The 18,977-nt window shown below is 58.3% G+C and carries 19 protein-coding genes; 7 read left to right on the top strand and 12 right to left on the bottom strand.

All coding sequences use genetic code 11. The annotated features are described in order from the left end of the window. Nucleotides 1-22 precede the first annotated feature (22 nt). Entirely contained in the window at nt 23-835 is an 813-nt protein-coding gene (locus M5M_RS12445) for an NAD-dependent epimerase/dehydratase family protein (RefSeq protein WP_015047864.1), read from the top strand. A 1-nt stretch (nt 836) separates the two neighbouring features. Here the strand turns inward: M5M_RS12445 and M5M_RS12450 are convergent, their stop codons facing one another. The 5 genes from M5M_RS12450 to M5M_RS12470 all read right to left on the bottom strand — a co-directional run bounded on the left by M5M_RS12450 (nt 837) and on the right by M5M_RS12470 (nt 5,397). Beyond that, nucleotides 837-1,220, bottom strand: coding sequence for a RidA family protein (locus tag M5M_RS12450; RefSeq protein ID WP_015047865.1), 384 nt, complete (start codon nt 1,218-1,220; stop codon nt 837-839). A 115-nt stretch (nt 1,221-1,335) separates the two neighbouring features. Then, nucleotides 1,336-3,435 carry a bifunctional GTP diphosphokinase/guanosine-3',5'-bis pyrophosphate 3'-pyrophosphohydrolase gene (gene spoT / locus M5M_RS12455; RefSeq protein ID WP_015047866.1) on the bottom strand — a complete coding sequence of 700 codons (2,100 nt, stop codon included), beginning with the start codon at nt 3,433-3,435 and terminating at the stop codon, nt 1,336-1,338. 20 nt (nt 3,436-3,455) lie between these two features. Next, entirely contained in the window at nt 3,456-3,716 is a 261-nt protein-coding gene (gene rpoZ, locus M5M_RS12460) for a DNA-directed RNA polymerase subunit omega (RefSeq protein ID WP_015047867.1), read from the bottom strand. Between the two features lie 104 nt (nt 3,717-3,820). Then, nucleotides 3,821-4,435: a guanylate kinase gene (gene gmk, locus M5M_RS12465; RefSeq protein WP_015047868.1), complete on the bottom strand. Its 615-nt coding sequence runs from the start codon at nt 4,433-4,435 to the stop codon at nt 3,821-3,823. A gap of 95 nt (nt 4,436-4,530) precedes the next feature. Beyond that, a complete protein-coding gene (locus tag M5M_RS12470; protein WP_015047869.1) occupies nt 4,531-5,397 on the bottom strand; it encodes a YicC/YloC family endoribonuclease in 867 nt (288 codons plus the stop codon). A gap of 98 nt (nt 5,398-5,495) precedes the next feature. Between M5M_RS12470 and rph the strand changes: the two genes are divergently transcribed. Further along, entirely contained in the window at nt 5,496-6,215 is a 720-nt protein-coding gene (gene rph, locus M5M_RS12475; RefSeq protein WP_015047870.1) for a ribonuclease PH, read from the top strand. Nucleotides 6,216-6,250: 35 nt separating this feature from the next. On the opposite strand, the gene M5M_RS12480 is transcribed toward rph, so the two are convergent. Next, nucleotides 6,251-7,021 carry an exodeoxyribonuclease III gene (locus tag M5M_RS12480; RefSeq protein WP_015047871.1) on the bottom strand — a complete coding sequence of 257 codons (771 nt, stop codon included), beginning with the start codon at nt 7,019-7,021 and terminating at the stop codon, nt 6,251-6,253. A gap of 225 nt (nt 7,022-7,246) precedes the next feature. On the opposite strand from M5M_RS12480, the gene pyrE reads away from it, so the two are divergent. Together pyrE and M5M_RS12490 are read left to right on the top strand one after the other, a co-directional pair. Beyond that, nucleotides 7,247-7,900, top strand: coding sequence for an orotate phosphoribosyltransferase (gene pyrE, locus M5M_RS12485; RefSeq protein ID WP_420804929.1), 654 nt, complete (start codon nt 7,247-7,249; stop codon nt 7,898-7,900). Nucleotides 7,901-7,928: 28 nt separating this feature from the next. Continuing rightward, entirely contained in the window at nt 7,929-8,546 is a 618-nt protein-coding gene (locus M5M_RS12490) for a hypothetical protein (protein WP_015047873.1), read from the top strand. A gap of 50 nt (nt 8,547-8,596) precedes the next feature. Here the strand turns inward: M5M_RS12490 and slmA are convergent, their stop codons facing one another. From slmA to coaBC, 4 genes are all read right to left on the bottom strand, one after another. Then, nucleotides 8,597-9,208 carry a nucleoid occlusion factor SlmA gene (gene slmA / locus M5M_RS12495; protein ID WP_015047874.1) on the bottom strand — a complete coding sequence of 204 codons (612 nt, stop codon included), beginning with the start codon at nt 9,206-9,208 and terminating at the stop codon, nt 8,597-8,599. 121 nt (nt 9,209-9,329) lie between these two features. After that, nucleotides 9,330-10,232: an acetylglutamate kinase gene (argB, locus tag M5M_RS12500; protein WP_015047875.1), complete on the bottom strand. Its 903-nt coding sequence runs from the start codon at nt 10,230-10,232 to the stop codon at nt 9,330-9,332. Between the two features lie 35 nt (nt 10,233-10,267). Beyond that, nucleotides 10,268-12,697: a phosphomannomutase/phosphoglucomutase gene (locus M5M_RS20805; RefSeq protein ID WP_015047876.1), complete on the bottom strand. Its 2,430-nt coding sequence runs from the start codon at nt 12,695-12,697 to the stop codon at nt 10,268-10,270. 26 nt (nt 12,698-12,723) lie between these two features. Beyond that, nucleotides 12,724-13,935, bottom strand: a complete 1,212-nt coding sequence (gene coaBC / locus M5M_RS12510) for a bifunctional phosphopantothenoylcysteine decarboxylase/phosphopantothenate--cysteine ligase CoaBC (RefSeq protein WP_016389421.1) — start codon at nt 13,933-13,935, stop codon at nt 12,724-12,726. 106 nt (nt 13,936-14,041) lie between these two features. Here coaBC and radC point away from each other — a divergent pair, with 106 nt between their 5' ends. From radC to M5M_RS12525, 3 genes are read left to right on the top strand one after another with little or no spacing between them, the layout of a single operon-like run. Next, the gene (radC, locus tag M5M_RS12515; protein ID WP_015047878.1) at nt 14,042-14,716 is read left to right on the top strand and encodes a RadC family protein; all 675 of its coding nucleotides are present in this window, start codon (nt 14,042-14,044) and stop codon (nt 14,714-14,716) included. A 29-nt stretch (nt 14,717-14,745) separates the two neighbouring features. Further along, nucleotides 14,746-15,717, top strand: a complete 972-nt coding sequence (locus tag M5M_RS12520; RefSeq protein ID WP_015047879.1) for a mitochondrial fission ELM1 family protein — start codon at nt 14,746-14,748, stop codon at nt 15,715-15,717. Nucleotides 15,718-15,720: 3 nt separating this feature from the next. Continuing rightward, nucleotides 15,721-16,755: a glycosyltransferase gene (locus M5M_RS12525; RefSeq protein WP_015047880.1), complete on the top strand. Its 1,035-nt coding sequence runs from the start codon at nt 15,721-15,723 to the stop codon at nt 16,753-16,755. Here M5M_RS12525 and M5M_RS12530 read toward each other — a convergent pair. Further along, the gene (locus M5M_RS12530) at nt 16,734-17,843 is read right to left on the bottom strand and encodes a glycosyltransferase family 4 protein (RefSeq protein ID WP_016389424.1); all 1,110 of its coding nucleotides are present in this window, start codon (nt 17,841-17,843) and stop codon (nt 16,734-16,736) included. The genes M5M_RS12525 and M5M_RS12530 overlap by 22 nt on opposite strands. Beyond that, nucleotides 17,840-18,946, bottom strand: coding sequence for a YrbL family protein (locus M5M_RS12535; RefSeq protein ID WP_015047883.1), 1,107 nt, complete (start codon nt 18,944-18,946; stop codon nt 17,840-17,842). The genes M5M_RS12530 and M5M_RS12535 overlap by 4 nt, the downstream gene beginning before the upstream one ends. Between the last annotated feature and the right edge of the window lie 31 nt (nt 18,947-18,977).

The following is an 18,977-nucleotide window of genomic DNA, read 5'->3' on the forward strand; positions in this document are numbered from 1 at the left end:
CACTTTATTATTAATGGTAGCTATGACAAAAACACTTTTGATTGGTTACGGAGATATTGCGCGCCGGCTGCGGCCAATATTGGCTGGTGAGGTGGTGGCCATGCGGCGTCACCCGGTGCCCGAAGACGATGCGGTGGCGGTGGATGCCAATGACCGGGCTGCCCTGCGGTCTCTGCTGGCACAGGATTTTGATCAGATTCTGGTGACCCTGACGCCGTCCGAGCGATCGGACACGGGCTACCGGTTGGGCTATGTGGCGCCAATGCAGCAATTGGTCCGGGTGCTGGCCGACTTGCACCTGTCACCGCGCGTGGTTTTTGTGTCCAGCACCTCGGTGTATGGCCAGAATCAGGGCGAGTGGGTGGATGAGTCCAGTCCTACCGAGCCCGGCAGTTACGCCGGCCGGCGACTACTCGAGGCTGAGACCGTGTTGTTGGACAGTCAGCTGCCGGTGACCATCGCCCGCTTGACCGGCATCTATGGTCCGGGACGGGAATACCTGCTGAATCAGGTGCGTCAGGGCATCACCCCTGGCCGTTCGTTATTGGCCTGGAGCAACCGCATTCACGCCGAGGATGCGGCGCGGGCATTGCGGCATTTGCTGGCGTTGCCGGCACCTGACAGGGTGTATCTGGTATCGGATTCAAAGCCCGTGTTGCTGGCTGAAGTGGTCAACGGGCTGGCGCTGGCAGTGGGGAAGGCGCCGATTGAACAGAGCATGCATGCACCCTTTACCGGCAAGCGGGTGCGCAATGATCGCCTGTTGGCGAGCGGGTTCCGCCTGCACTATCCGAATTGGCGTGCAGGCTACAAAACCCTGGTGCCGGGGCTCTGAATCAGAGCACCATCACCCCTTCGGCTTCCACCAGCGCACCCTTGGGTAATTCTTTGATGCCCACGGCCGCGCGGGCCGGGTATGGCTGGCTGAAAAACTCGGCCATCACTTCATTGATGATGGGAAAGTTGCTGAGGTCGGTGAGGTACAAGTTCAGTTTTACGATGTCTGCCAGACTGCCGTTGGCGGCTTCACACACGGCGGCGAGGTTTTTGAACATCTGGGTGGCCTGGGCGCGGAAATCGCCGGGCACCAGTTCCATGGTCTTGGGGTCGAGCGGAATCTGGCCCGACAGGTACACGGTGTTGTTGACCTTGACGGCCTGGGAGTAAGTGCCAATCGCGGCGGGCGCTTTGTCGGTGTTGATGATGGCTTTGTTGGTCATGAAAACTCCTTGGCCTGAATCGATAAATGCAAGCCGCGCAGTATTGCCGCTGACCGACGGGTCGTCAATTGGAACGGGATCAGTTGCTAATCTCTAATTCCTAGTCACTAGAGACTCAGTTCCTATGGCGGGTAATGCGGATCACCGAGCGCAGGCTTTTGAGCCGGCGGATGATGTTGGCCAGGTGTACGCGCCCGGACACGTCCAGGGTCAGGTTGATCACACTGTTGTGGGCATCCCGTTCATGTACCTGGATTTGTTCGATATTGGCATGCTGCTCGGTGATGCGGGTGGCGAGCGCCGCAATAATGCCGCGACCGGATTCCACTTCCACCCGGATTTCCACCGGGAATTCGCCTTTGACGTTGGGCGACCAGGTGACATTGGCAATCTTTTCGGGATTTTCCCTGAGCTCGGTCACGTTGCGGCAGCTGTCGTGGTGTACCACCAGCCCTTTGCCCGCCGAGAAGTGACCGATAATGGGGTCGCCCGGTATGGGACGACAACAGCGGGCAAAGCTGATCATCATGCCGTCGTGGGATTCGATAATCACCGTGGTGGGCGCGCTGGCCTTGCGGCCGTCGGAATCCAGCAGGTTGGCCACCGCGTTGGGCAGGCGTTTGCCCAGACCGATGTCTTCAAACAAGGCATCCATGGAGCTGATGCCGGCTTCCTTGAGCAGGTTTTTGCGCTCTTCTTTGTCGAGCGATTGCAGTTCCACGCCGCGCTCGGCAAGTGAGCGGGTCAACAGCTTGCGACCCAGCTCCACCGACTCGTGGTGGCGCTGGTGTTTCAGGAAATGCCGGATCGCGGAGCGGGCTTTGCCCGAAGTGACAAAGTTCAGCCAGCCGGGGTTGGGCTGGGCGCTGGCGGCGGTGATGATGGTCACCTTCTGGCCGCTTTGCAGCGGTTGGCTCAAAGGCGCCAGCCGGTCGTTGATGCGGCAGGCCACGCAGGCATTGCCCACGTCGGTGTGCACGGCATAGGCAAAATCCACAGGTGTGGCGCCGTTCGGCAGCTCCACAATCTTGCCCTTGGGTGTGAATACGTACACTTCGTCCGGGAACAGATCGATTTTAACGTTCTCGATAAATTCCAGGCTGTCACCGGCGCGTTGCTGCATTTCCAGCAGGCCCTGCACCCATTGACGCGCGCGCATCTGGCTGGTGTTGGGGTTGTCATTGGTCTTGTACAGCCAGTGGGCGGCGATGCCCGAGTTGGCCATTTCATCCATCTCCTTGGTGCGGATCTGCACTTCAATGGGCACCCCGTGCAATCCCACCAGCACCGTGTGTAAGGATTGGTAACCGTTGGTTTTCGGGATGGCGATATAGTCCTTGAACTCGGAAATGATCGGCTTGTACAGATTGTGGATGGCACCGAGCGTGCGGTAACAGGTGTCGACCGAATCCACGATGATGCGGAAGGCGTAGACATCCATGATTTCTTTGAACGACTTTTTCTTGCTGCGCATCTTGGTATAGATGCTGTACAGGTGCTTCTCACGCCCGATCACCAGGGCATTGATGTGCTCATCTTCCAAGCGCTTTTGCAGGACCTGCTGAATCTGCTCGACCATGTCCTTGCGGTTGCCGCGTGCGCTTTGCAGGGCGGCCTTCAGACGCTTGTAACGCAGCGGGTGCATGGCCGAGAAACCCCGGTTTTCGAATTCGATGCGCATGTCATTCATGCCCAGTCGGTGGGCAATGGGGGCATAGATTTCGAGGGTTTCGCGCGCAATGCGACGCTTTTTATCGGGCGGCATCACGCCCAGGGTGCGCATGTTGTGCAGCCGGTCTGCCAGTTTGACCAGAATGACGCGGATGTCCTTGGACATGGCCAGGGTCATCTTCTGGAAGTTTTCGGCCTGCTTTTCGGCCTGGGATTCAAATTCAATCTGGGTGAGTTTACTCACCCCGTCCACCAGTTCGGCGACGGTTTCGCCAAACTGTTCACCCAGCGCCTGCTTGGCAATACCGGTATCTTCGATCACATCGTGCAGCATGGCCGCCATCAGACTCTGATGGTCCATGTGCATGCCGGACAGAATACCGGCAACGGCTAACGGGTGGGTGATGTAGGGGTCACCGGAACGGCGCTTCTGGCCGTCGTGGGCTTGTTCGGCGTACAGATAAGCACGCCGGACCAGGTTGATATGCGTGGGCTCTAAATAGGAGGAAAGCTGATAAGCGAGTGAATCGATGGTCTGCTGCAATCTTTCCTCCGGCAGGCCAGTTAGTCCTGAATGGTTGAGAAGTCCATGGCGCTGGTGTCCACCTCGTACTCGGGCTCTTCGCGCTCGGTGAGGATAGATGCGTCTACCAGACCTTCTTCGATTTCGCGCAGGGCGATCACGGTGGGCTTGTCGTTTTCTTCGGGTACCAGCGGGTCTTTACCGCCTACGGCAATCTGACGCGCGCGCTTGCTGCCAACGATGACCAGCTCAAAGCGGTTATCTACATGGTTCAGACAATCTTCAACGGTAATGCGTGCCATAGTTCAAATTCCAATGGGGTTGTGTATCGGTCGCGCCTGTAAGGCTGAGTGTAGATCAGCTGGCCGCGGGAAAAAAGGCTGGCAAGTGTACGCAAAACAACCAGTCAGCTCAATAGCTCCTGCAGCAGCTGTGCATGACGACTGCTCTGGTGCAACTGGGTCAGGCGCTGGCTGATGACCAATGACCGGAATTCCTGCAGGGCGGTGTCGAAATCATCGTTGATGATCAGGTAGTCGGCTTCCACATAGTGCGTCATTTCGTTGATGGCTTCCTGCATGCGGCCGTCGATGATGTCCTCGCTGTCCTGACCACGACCGGTGAGGCGCGCGCGCAAGGCATCGCGCGATGGTGGCAGAATAAACAGGCCGATAGCATCTTCGAACAACTTGCGCACCTGCTGGGCGCCCTGCCAGTCGATTTCCAGAATCACATCGGTACCGGCAGCCAATTGCGCTTCCACCCACACTTTGGACGTACCGTAGAGGTTGTTGAACACCCGCGCGTGTTCCAGGAACTGGGCTTCGCCCAGCATTTCCATAAACGTATCCTGGGACACAAAATGGTAATTCACGCCCTCCACTTCGCCGGGACGCATGGCGCGGGTGGTGTGCGACACAGACACCCGGATGCCGGGTGTGGAATCCACCAGGGCTTGCACCAGGCTGGTTTTGCCGGCGCCGGAAGGTGCCGAGACGGTGTAAAGGTTTCCGCGGGTCATATAAATCGATTGCCCTGAAAGTTGGTTGGCAGGCGCTGATGACGCCCATACTAGCACCCGGACCGAGCGGGCTCTATTGTGTGCTGTGGCCCGGCCTATTCAATGTTCTGGATTTGCTCGCGCATCTGTTCGATCAGCACCTTGAGTTCCACGGCCGCCTGGGTGGTTTCGCTGACCACCGATTTGGACGACAGGGTGTTGGCTTCGCGGTTCAGTTCCTGCATCAGGAAGTCCAGCCGGCGACCGATGGGTTCCCGCTTTTTCAGAGTGAGGCGTACCTCGGTCAGGTGTGCGGTGAGGCGGTCGAGTTCCTCGTCCACATCGGCCTTTTGCGCCAGCAGAACGATTTCCTGCTCGACCCGGTCCAGGTCCAGTTGGCCTTTTAATTCCGCCAGCCGGGCATGCAATTTATCTTTTTGAGCTTGCAGTATGGTGGGCATCAATCCGCGCACCAGATCCACCTGCACGGCGATGGCCTTGAGTCGCTGCTCGATGAATTCGGCCAGGCCATTCCCTTCGCGCTCGCGATTGTCGGCCAATTGTTGCAACGCCTCGCCAAAGCCCGACAACACGGCATGGTTGAGGGCGTCCTGATCTGGCGTGTCCTCCACCACAATACCCGGCCAGCGCAGCAGCTCGAGTGGGTTGATGGGCGCAAGTGTTGCGTTCGAGCGCCCCAGCTGGGCAACGGCATCGACCACGGCATTGACCCTGTGTTGATCCAGAGTCAGCGACTGGGCGTCGGATTTGCCGAGCGTGAGCTGCAAGGTGGCTTCGAGCTTGCCGCGCGACAGGTGTTTGCGCGCCAGCTCCCGCAGGCCGGGCTCCAGCCCGCGTTGGGTTTCAGGCAGGCGGAAATGGGGTTCCAGGTAGCGGTGATTGACACTCCGGACTTCCCAGGTCAATGCGCCGCCGGTAAAGGCGATTTCGCTGCGGCCAAAGCCGGTCATACTGCGCGGCATAGTGCGGGTTCTCGTGGTGCTGTGGGTGCGCCATGTTACCACAGCCAATCCCAGGTATAATCCGCGGCCAGACAACTCAGATTACAGGGCAACACCCCATGCAAAGACCCAGCGGCCGTGCCGTCGATCAACTGCGCGATGTGCGCATTACCCGTCACTTCACCTGTCACGCCGAAGGTTCGGTGCTGGTTGAGTTTGGCAACACCAAAGTCATTTGCACCGCCAGCGTGGAGGAAGGCGTGCCGCGCTTCCTGCGCGGCGAAGGTCAGGGTTGGATCACGGCCGAATACGGCATGTTGCCCCGCTCCACCGGTACCCGCATGGGCCGTGAGGCGGCGCGCGGTAAACAGGGTGGGCGCACGGTGGAAATCCAGCGTCTGATCGGTCGTTCATTGCGCGCAGCTGTGGACCTGAAAGCGCTGGGCGAAAATACCATCACCATTGACTGCGATGTGATTCAGGCCGATGGCGGCACCCGCACGGCGTCCATTACCGGCGCCTGCGTGGCGCTGGCAGATGCGATTGCGTACCTGAAAGAAAAAGGCCTGGTAAAAGGGGAACCGCTGGCGCGCATGATCGCATCGGTATCGGTGGGAATTTACCAGGGTGTGCCGGTGTTGGATCTGGATTACCCGGAGGATTCGGGCGCGGAAACGGACATGAATATCGTCATGGGCAATGACGGTGGCATCATTGAAATTCAGGGTACCGCAGAAGGCGAGCCGTTTACCGAAGCGGAATTCGCCGCCATGTTGGCGCTGGCCAAGAAAGGCATTGCGGATCTGAATCAGTTGCAGCAGGCGGCGCTGGCACAGTAACGCCTGCCCCCGGGCGCGGATCGCGCCCGGGCGTGTTATTCGATCTCCATGTCGTAGTCGATGATCACCGGCATGTGGCTGGAGAACTGCTGATTCTTATAGATGGTGGCGTATTCCACCCGGTTGGCCAGGTTGTCGGAGACCACTTGGAAGTCGGTGCGCCAGGCTTCGACGCCATTGCCGCGGTCGGGCCACCAGCTGTATTCATCCGCGTCGGTATTCACCAACCGGAAAGCGTCTTTGTATTCCAGCTGGGTAAACAACTGGTTCAGCCAGGCGCGCTCGTGTGGCAGATAACCCACCTCGCCCTCGTGTTGCTCGGGATTCATTACGTCGCGGGCTTTATGGGCCATGGCCCAATTGCCACAAAACACATAGTCCCGGCGTTTACGCGCGATCTTTACCAGGTGCGCCTGCAGGTCATCGAAGAATTTGATTTTTACTTCCTGTGATTCGCTTTCGGCCATGGCCGAGGGTGCGAGCAGGCTGCCAATGCTGATTTTGTCGAAATCAATCTGCAGATAGCGACCTTCCATGTCGACCCCGCTGGCAAAACCAAATCCGTAAATCAGCGCCTTGGGCAATTGGCGGGTGTAAATGGCCACGCCGTTGTAGTGCTTTACCCCGGAATCAAAAAAATAGGCGTTGTAGCCCGCTGGATGAAATACCTCATGATCCAGCTCATATTCGAGCGCGCGTAAATCCTGAAGGCAAATCACATCAGCGTCCTGCTCGGCCAGCCAGTCGTACAGACCCCGCTGAGCCGCTTGGTGTAACCCATCGACACTGAGATTGATAATGCGCATGTTAGCCCCTTAGAAACGGACTGTGTATGATACCCGAGCTTTATAACTTTTTGTAAATACCGGGCAACTGGTAGCGACCGGAGAGACTCAGATTTTCCCTTATTGACAAGGATCGGGCCTGCGGGTTCCACTCCATCCCCGATAATTCTGTGGGATAATGGCCAGCTCCACGGCGCCCAGCGCTGTCGTTTTTGTTAAACATAGTCCAATTGTCCGAGATTTCCCATGTCTGATGCCTTGCAGCCCTACCAGCGCGAATTTATCGAGCTGGCCATCGAACACAAAGCCCTGTGCTTTGGCGAGTTTACCCTCAAGAGCGGTCGCAAGAGCCCCTACTTTTTCAATGCCGGCAAGTTTCAGACAGGGGCTGCCCTGGCTGCCCTGGGCCGGTTTTACGCCCAGGCCATCGAAAACGCCCGGGTTGATTACGACCTGGTTTTTGGCCCGGCCTACAAGGGCATTCCGTTGGCAACCACCACCGCGGTAGCGCTGGCGGATCATCACGGCCGGGATCTGCCCTACTGTTTTAATCGCAAGGAAGCCAAAGACCACGGCGAAGGCGGTACCCTGGTGGGCGCGCCCTTGCAGGGGAGAATTCTGGTGATCGATGACGTGATCACCGCCGGAACCGCGATCCGCGAAGTCATGGCGATTATCAATGCTGCCGGTGCCACGCCCGCGGCGGTAGTGATCGGCCTGGATCGTCAGGAGCGCGGTCAGGGCGAGGTCAGCGCCATTGCGGAGGTAGAGAAAAGCTTTGGTATTCCTGTGATCAGCATCATCAATCTGGGCCACATCATCCAGTACCTGGAGACGGAATCCGGTGATGCTGCTATGGTTGCCCAAATTAAAGCCTATCGAGAAACCTACGGCTGCTGATCTGCAGCCGGACATGCAGGGGGTTGAAATGAAACACGTGGTCTGGCTCGCAGCGCTATTGTGTCTTGCCAGTAATCTGGTTCTGGCGCAGCCAAAGGATGCCGGCGACCTGCCCGATAAGGTGTTTTACCGCTACACCAACGACGCGGGTGCCAAAGTGATGCATCACTCGTTACCGGCCGAGGCCGCTCAGCGGGGCTATGAGATAGTCAGCCTGTCGGGGACAGTGCTCAAGGTTGTGCCGCCCGCGCTCACCGCTGAAGAGGCTGCCGCCCGAGCGGATGCCCGCGCCCAGCAGCGGGAATTGGAAGAGTGGGATGCGGCGCTTTTGCGTCGCTATTCCAGCGTGGATGACATTGAGGCGGCCAAGGTGCGTAAGCTGACAGACCTCGAGTCAGCCATGAGCATCCTGATTTCCAATATGAATACCACCACCAAGGCAATCCGGGACGAATACGCCAAGGGCGCCAATTTCGAGCGCCGGGGGCAGCCGGTGCCGCCGATAGTGCTTTCGAACCTGGATGCCTTGCAGAAAGAGCTGGACGAAAGCCGGGAAAAATATATTCAGCGCGAGTGGGAATACGAAGAAGTGGCTGAAAAATTTGAGCAGGATAAAGAGCGGTTCAAACAGATTCACAAACAGTGATCTGACGCACAAAAAAGCCCGGCATTTGCCGGGCTTTTTTGTGGTGCTGGTCAGTTGACCTGCGCCATAGGCTGATAAAAGAAATCCCTCACCAGCAGCGGCCACTGCTCGGCCCAGAATTCGGTGGGCTTGCGTTTGAATTCAGAGCGCACGAACTGGGCAATGCGACCTTCCACTGCCGCCATCAGCAAACACGCGGCTGCCGAGAGCGGCAATTGCGGACGCAGGCCTTCGCGGATTTCCGCTTCGCGCAGAATTTGCTTGAGCTGCGTTTCAATGCGTTCGAACAGTTGTTGCACGCGCGCGTGCAGGCGCTCGGTCTCGCCGGTCAGTGCATGGCCCGTAAGAATACGGGTAATACCGGGATTGCGTTCACAGAAGGTCAGCAGCAGCAGGAGGATTTTTTCACACCGTTCGCGCGCCACATCGGTATCGCTCAGCACCAGCCCGATACGGGAAAACAAGGTTTCCTCCACGAACTCGATAAGACCCTCGAACATCTTGGATTTGCTGGGAAAGTGACGGTAGAGCGCCGCTTCCGACACGCCCACTTCGCGCGCCAGTGCGGCTGTGGTTATGCGTGCCCCCGGATTGGTCTCGAGCATGTGTGCCAGCGATTCGAGAATCTGTTGGCGCCGCGAAACTTTATTGGCGTTTGTCATAGGAGTGTCGGGTCAGGTTGGGCGAGAGTAAGCGCTAATGCTAGCCCACAATCGCGCTGTGCATCAATGTGTTTGACGACGATTCGGTCCGACCGAATCGCCGTTTGGTTGAGCCAATGCGTCAATCGCGTTGATTGCTGATCTTGGTGCCCACACCCACATCGGTAAAGATTTCGAGCAGCACGGCGTGGTCAACGCGTCCATCGATAATATGCGCCGATACGACACCGGCTTTCACCGCATCCAGGGCGCAGCCGATTTTAGGCAACATACCGCCATAGATAGTGCCATCTGCAATCAATTCGTCCACTTGCTGAGTGGACAGCCCGGTCAGTACTTCGCCCTGCTTATCCATCAGACCGGCCACGTTGGTGAGCAGCATGAGCTTTTCGGCCTGTAACACTTCGGCAATCTTACCGGCCACCAGATCGGCGTTGATGTTGTATGCGGCGCCATCATTGCCCACACCGACCGGTGCGATCACGGGAATGAAGTTGCTGTTGGTGAGCATATCGATGACGTCGGTATTGATCGACACCACCTCGCCCACGTGCCCGATGTCGACAATTTCCGATGCATTCATACCGGGGGTCTTGCGGGTCACTGTCATTTTGCGTGCCCGGATGAGCTTGCCGTCTTTGCCGGTTAAGCCGATGGCTTTGCCGCCGTTGCGGTTGATCAGGCTGACAATCTGTTTGTTAACAGTGCCGCCCAGTACCATCTCCACCACGTCCATGGTGGCGCTGTCTGTTACCCGCATGCCATCAACAAATTCGGACTTGATACTGAGTTTTTCCAGTAGCTGGCCGATTTGCGGCCCGCCACCGTGCACCACTACCGGATTGAGGCCAACCAGTTTCATCAGCACGATATCGCGCGCAAAACTGTTTTGCAGCGATTCATCAATCATGGCGTTGCCACCAAATTTGACCACGATGGTCTTACCGGTGAAGCGCTGGATGTAGGGTAAGGACTCGGTCAGTACTTCAGCGATTTTCATCGCCGCGCTGCGATCTAATGACATGATTACCTCTGTGACGTGTTATCTAATAATCAGTTTCAGAAACCCAATTCCAGATTGGGATCAACTTTTTTCAGCTCGCGCTTGAACAGGGCCTGCAGTTGCGCGAGCGTTTCTTCGTTGTCACCCTCAAAACGCAGGGTCAGGGCGGGTTGGGTATTGGATGCGCGCGCCAGACCCCAGCCTTTGGCGAAGTCCACGCGCAAACCATCAATGGTGGTGAGCTTGCCGCCCTGGAAGTTGCCCTGAGCGACAAGCTTGTTGATCACATCAAACTTGCGGTGTTCGTCGATGGGTACCAGGATTTCTGGCGTACTCGGTTGGCTCGGGAAGGCTTCAAATATACTGTCGATGTCCTGATCGCGCAGGGTCATGATTTCGAGCAGGCGGGCGGTGGCGTACATGCCGTCATCAAAGCCGTACCAGCGATCTTTGATGAATATATGGCCAGACAACTCGCCGCCCAGCAATGCGCCGGTTTCTGCCATTTTCTGTTTCATGTTGGAGTGGCCGGTTTTCCACATGATGGGACGGCCACCGTAGGACGTAATGAGGCTGTTGAGTTGGCGGGTACTTTTTACATCAAACAGCACATCGGCACCCGGATTGCGCGACACGATATCGCGCGCGAACAGCATCAGCAGACGATCCGGCCAGATGATCTGGCCCTTGGGTGTGACCACAGTGAGCCGGTCGCCGTCGCCGTCGAACGCGACGCCCAGATCGGCATTGGTGCTTTTGACCTTGGCGATTAACGCTTTCAGGTTTTCGGGCCGGCTCGGGTCGGGATTGTGGTTGGGGAAGCGGCCATCGATGTCGCAATACAAAGTTTCGACAAAACAACCCAGTTCTTCAAATAGCCGGGGTGCGATATCGCCGGTGGCGCCATTGCCGGCATCAATCACCAGTTTCACGTCAGCCGCTAAGGCGACGTCTGAGAAAATTCGTTCGACGTAATCATCCGCGATGTTTTCATGCTGCTCGACGCCTGCGCCCTGACGGAATTGTTCGCGCTTAATCCGGGTGTACAACGCTTTGATCGCGTCGTTGGTGAGGGTCTTGCCGCCGATCACCATTTTGAAGCCATTGTACTCGCCCGGGTTGTGGCTGGCCGTCACTATCACGCCGCTCTGGCTGGCATTGTTGGTGAGGCAGGCGTAATACAACAGGGGTGAAGGAATAAGGCCAAGGTTGATGACGTTACAACCGGTACTGAGAATGCCGTTGACCAGATTGATCGATAGCTCTTCACTGTGAATGCGCCCGTCGCGCCCCACAAACAGAGTCGATTCGCCCTGCTCCAATGCTTCGGTGCCCAAAGCACGACCGAGCGATTCGGCGAATGCGGGTGTCAACGCCTGACCCACCACGCCGCGGATATCATATGCCCGGAAAATGGTGCTGAGCCCATCGTCTTCTTCAACTTCAGCAACCTGTGGCGCGGCGGGCGATTCCTGCGTTGCGCCGTCTTTGTCCATTCCCAGGAGCGACTTGTCTTCTTCCTTAACCTTCACATCCAGGTCTTTTTGTTCGCGGGTGCCTTTGGTGGCCATCATGGCTTTTTCGCGCGCCTTGGCACGTTGCTGCACCTCTTTGTGCTGGATGATGAAGCGCGACAACCACGCACTGATGGCGATGAGAATAGCCAGCAGGACAACGCAGCCACCCAGAAACGGAATGGGGTTCACGCTGGCGCGGTTTGCCAGGGTATAGGACGGTTTGAAGCTGACCTGCCAGTTGCTGTCCGGGATTGCCTCGGTGACCACCAGGTCCACCTCACCGTTGCCGCTGGTGAAAAACGTTTGCTCGATAGTGCCAAACCGCTGTATCAGGCTGGTGCTGCCATGCTCATTATTCTGCGCCGCTAACAGCGTGCGCAGTGCCTGCATATTCAAGGTCAGCAACATGGTGCCGAGCGCAGGTTTTTCCTTATCGGTGGGCAGACCGGTGGCTATCTGGATGAACCAACCAGAAGGCATTTTGACCGCTTCCGGTAAGGTGCTCTCGCGTGCTTCCGCCTGATTGATCAGGTCCATCTGAATAAAGTTGATGGGCGGATTGCCTTCCGGGTTGAGCTGGACCGAGCCGCGTGGAAAAAACTGCACAGACTCGCTGCCGGTAAACGTTTTGGCGACAGCGCGACGGTATTCTTCAACGCGTTCCATCTCCTGGTAAGCCACGGCTGTGGCGAGTGCATCCCTGGCCCCGAAAGCTGCCACATCGGCCTGGGTGGCCTGAATCCACTGACTGACGGCACCCACACGTTTTTTTAACTCCACATCGGCCAGGGTCCTCAGATTGCTTTGTTCGGCACTGGCCACAAACAACTGGTAGCCGACCCAGGCAAGCAGACCGCAAATCAGCATCGAGGCCACTGACAGCAGCAGGAAGTAGGGAGGCTGCTTGGGCGCGGTCTTTCCGGGTTTGGCGGTTTTCGCCTGCGGGGCTGGTGCTTTGCTTTTGGTCACAGCAGGTTCCTTGTTGCTTCTGGCGTTTAGGCCTTTTTTGCGTGTGCTTGGTATCGTTGTGCGATTTCGTTCACCAGCTCGCGCGCGAGACTGGTTTTGGATTGGCTCGGCAGTGCTTTGTCGCCGTGTTGGTCCACCAGCGTGACGGTGTTGGTATCCACATTAAAGCCGGCGTCGGGACGGGAGACATCGTTGGCGATCACCAGATCGAGTTTCTTGCGGACGAGTTTGTCGCGAGCGTAACTCAAAAGCGCTTGGGTTTCTGCGGCAAATCCCACCATGTAAGGTTTGGGCCGGCTCATTGCAACCTGGGCGATGATGTCGGGGTTGCGCACTAACGCCAGGGTCATATCGTCGATCGCATCGCCCTGCTTTTTGATCTTCTGGTCGGCCACTGTAGCGGGCCGGTAGTCGGCGACCGCGGCGGCGCCAACAAAGCAATCGCCGGGATCCGCCAGCGCAGCGGCCAGCATTTCCTGCGCGCTGTTGACCTGCACCAGCGCGTCCACGGCGGGGGCGGGCAGGTTCACCGGGCCGCTGATCAGGCGTACCTGTGCACCCGCATCGGTAAATGCCTGTGCCAGCGCATAGCCCATTTTGCCAGAGCTGTGGTTACTGATGTAGCGCACAGGATCCAGTGCTTCACGCGTCGGGCCGGCCGTGAGGGTGACGCGAACGCCGGTAAGCGGGCCAGTGCTCAACCCTGTTAACGCCCCGACAATAGCCAGCGGCTCGGTCATGCGCCCTTCGCCCACGTCGCCGCAGGCTTGCGAACCGGCATCGGGTCCGATCACACGGGCGCCTCTGGCACGCAGTGTGTCCACATTGGCCTGGGTCGCAGAATGTGCCCACATGGCCTGGTTCATGGCGGGTGCGACATACAGCGGCGCTTTGCTGGCCAACGCCAGCGTGCCCAACAGGTCATCGGCCAGGCCATGGGCCAGCCGGGCCAGAGTATTGGCGCTGGCGGGCGCAACTAGCAGTAGCTCGCCCCAACGGGCCAGCTCGATATGGCCCATGCCTGCTTCCGCTTCCGTGTCCAGCAATTCGGTATGTACGGGATTGCCGGACAGGGCCTGAAAGGTCAGTGCTGTGACAAACGCCTCGGCGCCTTTGGTCATCACGACCCGAACCTCGGCACCGGCGTCGCGGAGCTTGCGTACCAGATCGGCACTCTTGTACGCCGCGATACCGCCGGAAACCGCGAGAATCACCCGTTTGTTTTTCAGGCTGGACATGGATGTGCTACAAACCCCCGTGAACAAGGCGCTAACGATACCACAAAGTCATAGCGTACTCGCGCCGGTAGGTGTTCGTCACCGTTGCACGGATCAGGGAGGATCAATGGCAATACATCAATGGCCCGCGGCCGAACGGCCCAGGGAAAAACTGCTTACCAAAGGACCTTCGGCCTTGTCCGATGCCGAGCTGCTGGCGATTTTCCTGCGCACGGGCGTCGCGGGCCAGAGTGCTGTGGACCTGGCCCGTCAGTTGCTCACCGATTTCGGCGGCCTGCGCCCCTTATTGGAGGCCGACAAGGAAACCTTTATCGCTGCGCGGGGACTCGGCACCGCCAAGTACAGCCAGCTGCAAGCGGCACTGGAAATGGCCCGCAGGCATCTGGAAGCTGAGCTGATGCGGGCGGATGCGCTCACCTCGCCCGCCGCCGTGCGCCACTACCTGCAGAGCCAGTTGCGCCACAAGCCCCGCGAAGTGTTTGCCCTGTTGTTGCTGGATAACCAACACCGGCTGATTAAATTCCTGAGTCTGTTTGAAGGTACCCTCGATGGCGCGGCGGTCTACCCGCGCGAAGTGGTGCAGGCGGTAATAAACCACCGGGCGGCCGCGGTGATCTTCGCCCATAACCATCCCTCGGGTGTGGCCGAGCCCAGCCAGGCCGACATCGCCATTACCCATCGGCTGCGCGAGGCGCTGGCGTTGGTGGATGTGCGGGTGCTGGACCACCTCATTGTCGGCGACGGTCATTGCACGTCGCTGGCAGAGCGCGGCCTTATGTGACTTGTTTGTGTGGGCAGCCGCTGCCTACAATGCGTTTTTTTCTGTTGGGCGCCGAGTTGGAGCAAGAGACGAGCGCCACACCCAAGCGGGTGTGGCTGATAACCGACGGCAAGCCAGGCCACCTGAACCAGTTGCGGGGGCTGGGCCAGCGCCTGCAACACTACGCCTCGGTGGAATTGATTGAGGTACCCGTGCAGGGCAGCGGTTGGTGGTGTTGGCTCAAAGGTTCCAATCCCTGTGACGCTGCAGCGGCTCCCGATCTGGTGATTGCCGCCGGTTCCCGTACCCAGCCCTGGTTACTTGCCGCGCGCCGGCACTTTAACTGCCCGGCCGTGCTGTTGATGCGCCCCTTCTTGCCCTATGGCTGGTTTGATGCGGTGATTGTGCCTGCTCACGACCAGCCCCCTGCCCGTCCCAATGTGTTGGTTACCCAAGGTGTAGTTAACGCGGTGCAACCTGGCGAGTCGCCGGCGGGTGCTGAACAACAGTTGCTGTTGGTGGGTGGTGAATCCAGACACTATGGTTGGGACAGTGCCGCCCTGGCGGCGCAGATACAGGCGCTGGTGATGGAGGCGTCGGGTGCGGAATTCGTGTTGTCTGATTCCCGCCGTACGCCGGCGGATTTCATCCCGCGGTTGCAGGCGTGTAATCTGCCGCGGCTGAAGATACTGAGTCATCAACAAACCCCGGCGGGCTGGTTGCCCCGTGCCATGGCCGATGCCCATGGCATCTGGGTCACGCCGGACAGCGTGAGTATGGTGTACGAAGCCATCACCAGTGGCCGGCCCACCGGTATTTTCAATCTACCCGAATCAGGCTGTGGCCGGATTGTTGCGGGTATCGAACAGCTGGCACAAGCCGGATGGCTCACGCGTTTTGACCAGCGCGATCAGCCGCCGGCACGACCGGCAGGCCAGCTCTGGGAGGCGGACCGCGCGGCGCGCTGGCTCCTCACGCGGCTGCCGTTTCATTTCAATATCAGAAATCCTTTGCAGGAGTAACCCATGATCAGATTGGCCCAGGTACTGGCGGGCGGAGAACAAGGCGGCGCGGAAAATATGTTCACCCGTACCGCCATCGGTTTGCAGCAAACCGGTAGCTTTGATCAGCGGGTTTACCTGCGCAATCACCCGGCGCGGTTGGCGGCGTTGGAAGCCGCCGGCTGCAGTTGCCGGCATTTCCGGTTTGGCAGTGCACTGCACTTTTTAGATCGCTGGCAATACCAGCGCGACCTGCGCGCGTTTGCCCCGGACGTGGTGCTCACCTGGATGAATCGGGCATCGATCGCAACGCCTGCCGGTGATTACAAGCTGGTAAGTCGGCTTGGCAGTTACTACGACCTGAAATACTACCGCCACGCCGATTACTGGATTGGCATCTCCAAAGGTATCTGCGATCACCTGATAAAGGGCGGCATGCCCGCCGATAAGGTGTTCATGATTCCCAACTTTGTGGATGAGGCCGAGGTGGAACCTTTGCCGCGCGACAGTTTCGACACGCCGGCAGATGCACCATTGATTTTGTCGGCCGGCCGGCTGCATCCGGTTAAAGGTTTCGACATTCTGATTCGCGCGCTGAAACGGGTGCCGGATGCGATTTTATGGCTGGCCGGAGCCGGACCAGAAGATGAAAATCTGAGGTCGTTGGCAAAATCTGAAGGTGTGGCCGATCGCATCCGTTTTCTGGGTTGGCGCTCCGACGTAACCCGTCTGGTGCGCACGGCCGATCTGTTTGTGTGTTCGTCGCGACACGAAGGTTTGGGTTCGATAGTGTTGGAAAGTTGGGCGCACGGCTGTCCCATCGTGGCAACCGATTCGCAAGGCCCGGGTGAACTGATTGAACACGGCGTGACCGGTTTACTGACTCCGGTAGATGAGGTGGCGCCGCTGGCCGATGCTATCAATCAGGTGTTGGGTGATAGCACGCTGGCGCAAGCGCTGGCCGACAATGCCGGCCGCCAATACGACAAGCATTACCGCAAATCGGTGATCATCGGCCAATATCAGCAGCTGCTTACTCAGCTCGCCAATTCGCCATAGAGCGCGAGCGTCTGACCCACCATATCCTTCAGTAAAAACTGTTGGTTTTCTGCCGGCAGTTGCGGTTCTTTGAGCAGTTGTAGTGCGGTCGCGCGCAGCGCGTCGGCGTTCTGCAAGGGCACCCGCCCTTGTGGAAACAGTGCCGCCAGAATTTCGCCCACGCCGCCGTGATCATAGCCCACCACCATGCGGCCCATGGCGAGCGGTTCCAGCACCGTGCGGCCAAAGGATTCGGGTTTGGTGGACAGGGAGAAAATCAGATCCGATACCGCATAAATATCGCGGATGTCGCGTCGGTGCCCGGTGAACACCACCAGGTCTTCGAGTTGCAATTCTTCTACCCGCGCTTTGATTTCCTGGTAGTAACCCATCCGGCGCGGATCTTCACCGCCCACAATCAGGCCGGCCACCGGTTCGCCTGCGCGCACCAGCGCATGCAACATATCCAGAAAATCCAGGTGCCCTTTCAGGCGGGTGATGCGACCCGGCAGGCACAGCACTTTTTTTCCGACCAGTTGCGGAAACTGCTGCTGCCATTGTGCTGACCATTCTGCGCTTGGTTGATAATCGCGTGGGAACTGGGCCGGGTCTATGCCCCGGTAAATGCGCCTGACCTGCGGGCCAAAACAATCGGGGTAGTTGGTGCGAATATAATCCACAATGGTTTCTGAAACGGCAATGACGGCTTCACCCCTGGCCATGATTTTGCTGTAGCGATTCACTGAATAAAGTCCGTGCACGGTGGTAACCAAGCGTGGCCGCTTGTGCGCGGGCAGTTTGCGCCAGGCCAGGTAGCACAACCAGGCGGGCAGGCGCGAGCGCAGGTGAATGATGTCTGCTTGTAGCGCCACAAATAACTTGCGCAGCACCCGCACCTGACGCAGTGCCCAGAGGGATTTTTTTGCGATGGGTAAGGTGATGTGTTCGCTGCCTGCCGCCTCCAGCTCGGGCACCAGTCGGCCGCCCGCGGAAATCACCACCGAGCGGTGGCCGGCGGCCACCAACCCCGCAGCAATCTCCAGGGTGCCGCGCTCCACGCCACCGCCATGCAATTCCGGTAAAACCTGAATTACGGTCAGCTTCTTCATGGTGTTTTCTCTTCAGTGTCTGGCCAACGCTGATCGATGCGTTGGTGTAATCGTTGAAAGCGGCGATTCACTTTGCGCCGTCTGGCCCATTCAAACCAGCGTGACAAAGGTAACAGCTCCTTGCGTGCGTCGAGGCTTTTGGCGTCTGCGCAAACCAGACGTGGAGTGGCCTTTGAATCAATCACTACCAGCAGGTTGCCGGCATTAAGATCAAACAATGGCAGGCGATTGATGTGAACATACTGCTCGAACTGATCCAATGCCCTGTGCAGTGCAGCCTGGCTGAAGGGTGCCTGGTGCGAAAAATAATAATAGATAGGCCTGGCCAAAGAACCATCGTCGCTGCACACCAGTTCACAGCGCAAAGCCTCACCGTGCGGGGTGCTTTCCATCGCCACACACGGGCTGAAAAAGTCGCTGAAACGCGCGTCGCTGCGTTGTTGCCAGCGCTGGTAAGCGGCCCACTCCTGAGTATTGGGATCGACAGTTGCCGTTGCGCCCTTTGCGGTCAGAAACTTCAGGCATTGGTGGCTGTTGTCATCGGCGTGCACGCACACGCGATTGGCGCCCTTGGCGATGACCCGGTAGTGATACCAATGGTGCGGCTGAAAGCCGGCCAATAGGGCAACCACTGTCTCGTCGTAGATCTTGCTCAGGCTTTCACGGAAGCGGTCTGCTGAGGCGGTCGGTAATTGCATCAGATTAGGGTGCTGGGCTGAACCGGGTGCTGGGACCAATAACAGGTCGGCAAACTGTGCATCGGCAGGCACAGGCTCGCGATGGTCCGGGCTGAGTGCGCTGGCGCTGTAAAGTCGATGTTGTATCCGTTTCAAGCGCGACCAAGCCGGGCGACCCAACGCATGGGTAATTCGGGGTGCAAACTGCTGGATGGCGTTGACTAACTTGTCATCGTCAAGGGTGGCAATGTCCAGACACTCAAGGTTGGGCCCGGGGGGAAGTTCAGCAAAGACTGCCCGAGGACCAATGAACAGGATGCGATGGTGCTGGGTTAACCTGCGGCACAGGCCTGTCAGCGATATCGCAGCCGTTGGTTCAAATGAGGGATCGGCTGCCAGCAAGCAAAAGCCGGGTGCGTCGGTCATGGGATTTGGTGTCTCCCGCGTGCTTCACCGG

Source organism: Simiduia agarivorans SA1 = DSM 21679, from assembly GCF_000305785.2.
In the GTDB taxonomy this organism is placed as follows: domain Bacteria; phylum Pseudomonadota; class Gammaproteobacteria; order Pseudomonadales; family Cellvibrionaceae; genus Simiduia; species Simiduia agarivorans.

Excerpts from the sequence above, each read along its gene's own strand:
- M5M_RS12445 (WP_015047864.1), top strand. The coding sequence starts at position 23 with ATGACAAAAACACTTTTGATTGGTTACGGAGATATTGCGCGCCGGCTG.
- M5M_RS12450 (WP_015047865.1), bottom strand. The coding sequence starts at position 1,220 with ATGACCAACAAAGCCATCATCAACACCGACAAAGCGCCCGCCGCGATT.
- rpoZ (WP_015047867.1), bottom strand. The coding sequence starts at position 3,716 with ATGGCACGCATTACCGTTGAAGATTGTCTGAACCATGTAGATAACCGC.
- gmk (WP_015047868.1), bottom strand. The coding sequence starts at position 4,435 with ATGACCCGCGGAAACCTTTACACCGTCTCGGCACCTTCCGGCGCCGGC.
- M5M_RS12470 (WP_015047869.1), bottom strand. The coding sequence starts at position 5,397 with ATGCCGCGCAGTATGACCGGCTTTGGCCGCAGCGAAATCGCCTTTACC.
- rph (WP_015047870.1), top strand. The coding sequence starts at position 5,496 with ATGCAAAGACCCAGCGGCCGTGCCGTCGATCAACTGCGCGATGTGCGC.
- M5M_RS12480 (WP_015047871.1), bottom strand. The coding sequence starts at position 7,021 with ATGCGCATTATCAATCTCAGTGTCGATGGGTTACACCAAGCGGCTCAG.
- pyrE (WP_420804929.1), top strand. The coding sequence starts at position 7,247 with ATGTCTGATGCCTTGCAGCCCTACCAGCGCGAATTTATCGAGCTGGCC.
- M5M_RS12490 (WP_015047873.1), top strand. The coding sequence starts at position 7,929 with ATGAAACACGTGGTCTGGCTCGCAGCGCTATTGTGTCTTGCCAGTAAT.
- slmA (WP_015047874.1), bottom strand. The coding sequence starts at position 9,208 with ATGACAAACGCCAATAAAGTTTCGCGGCGCCAACAGATTCTCGAATCG.
- argB (WP_015047875.1), bottom strand. The coding sequence starts at position 10,232 with ATGTCATTAGATCGCAGCGCGGCGATGAAAATCGCTGAAGTACTGACC.
- coaBC (WP_016389421.1), bottom strand. The coding sequence starts at position 13,935 with ATGTCCAGCCTGAAAAACAAACGGGTGATTCTCGCGGTTTCCGGCGGT.
- radC (WP_015047878.1), top strand. The coding sequence starts at position 14,042 with ATGGCAATACATCAATGGCCCGCGGCCGAACGGCCCAGGGAAAAACTG.
- M5M_RS12520 (WP_015047879.1), top strand. The coding sequence starts at position 14,746 with ATGCGTTTTTTTCTGTTGGGCGCCGAGTTGGAGCAAGAGACGAGCGCC.
- M5M_RS12525 (WP_015047880.1), top strand. The coding sequence starts at position 15,721 with ATGATCAGATTGGCCCAGGTACTGGCGGGCGGAGAACAAGGCGGCGCG.
- M5M_RS12530 (WP_016389424.1), bottom strand. The coding sequence starts at position 17,843 with ATGAAGAAGCTGACCGTAATTCAGGTTTTACCGGAATTGCATGGCGGT.
- M5M_RS12535 (WP_015047883.1), bottom strand. The coding sequence starts at position 18,946 with ATGACCGACGCACCCGGCTTTTGCTTGCTGGCAGCCGATCCCTCATTT.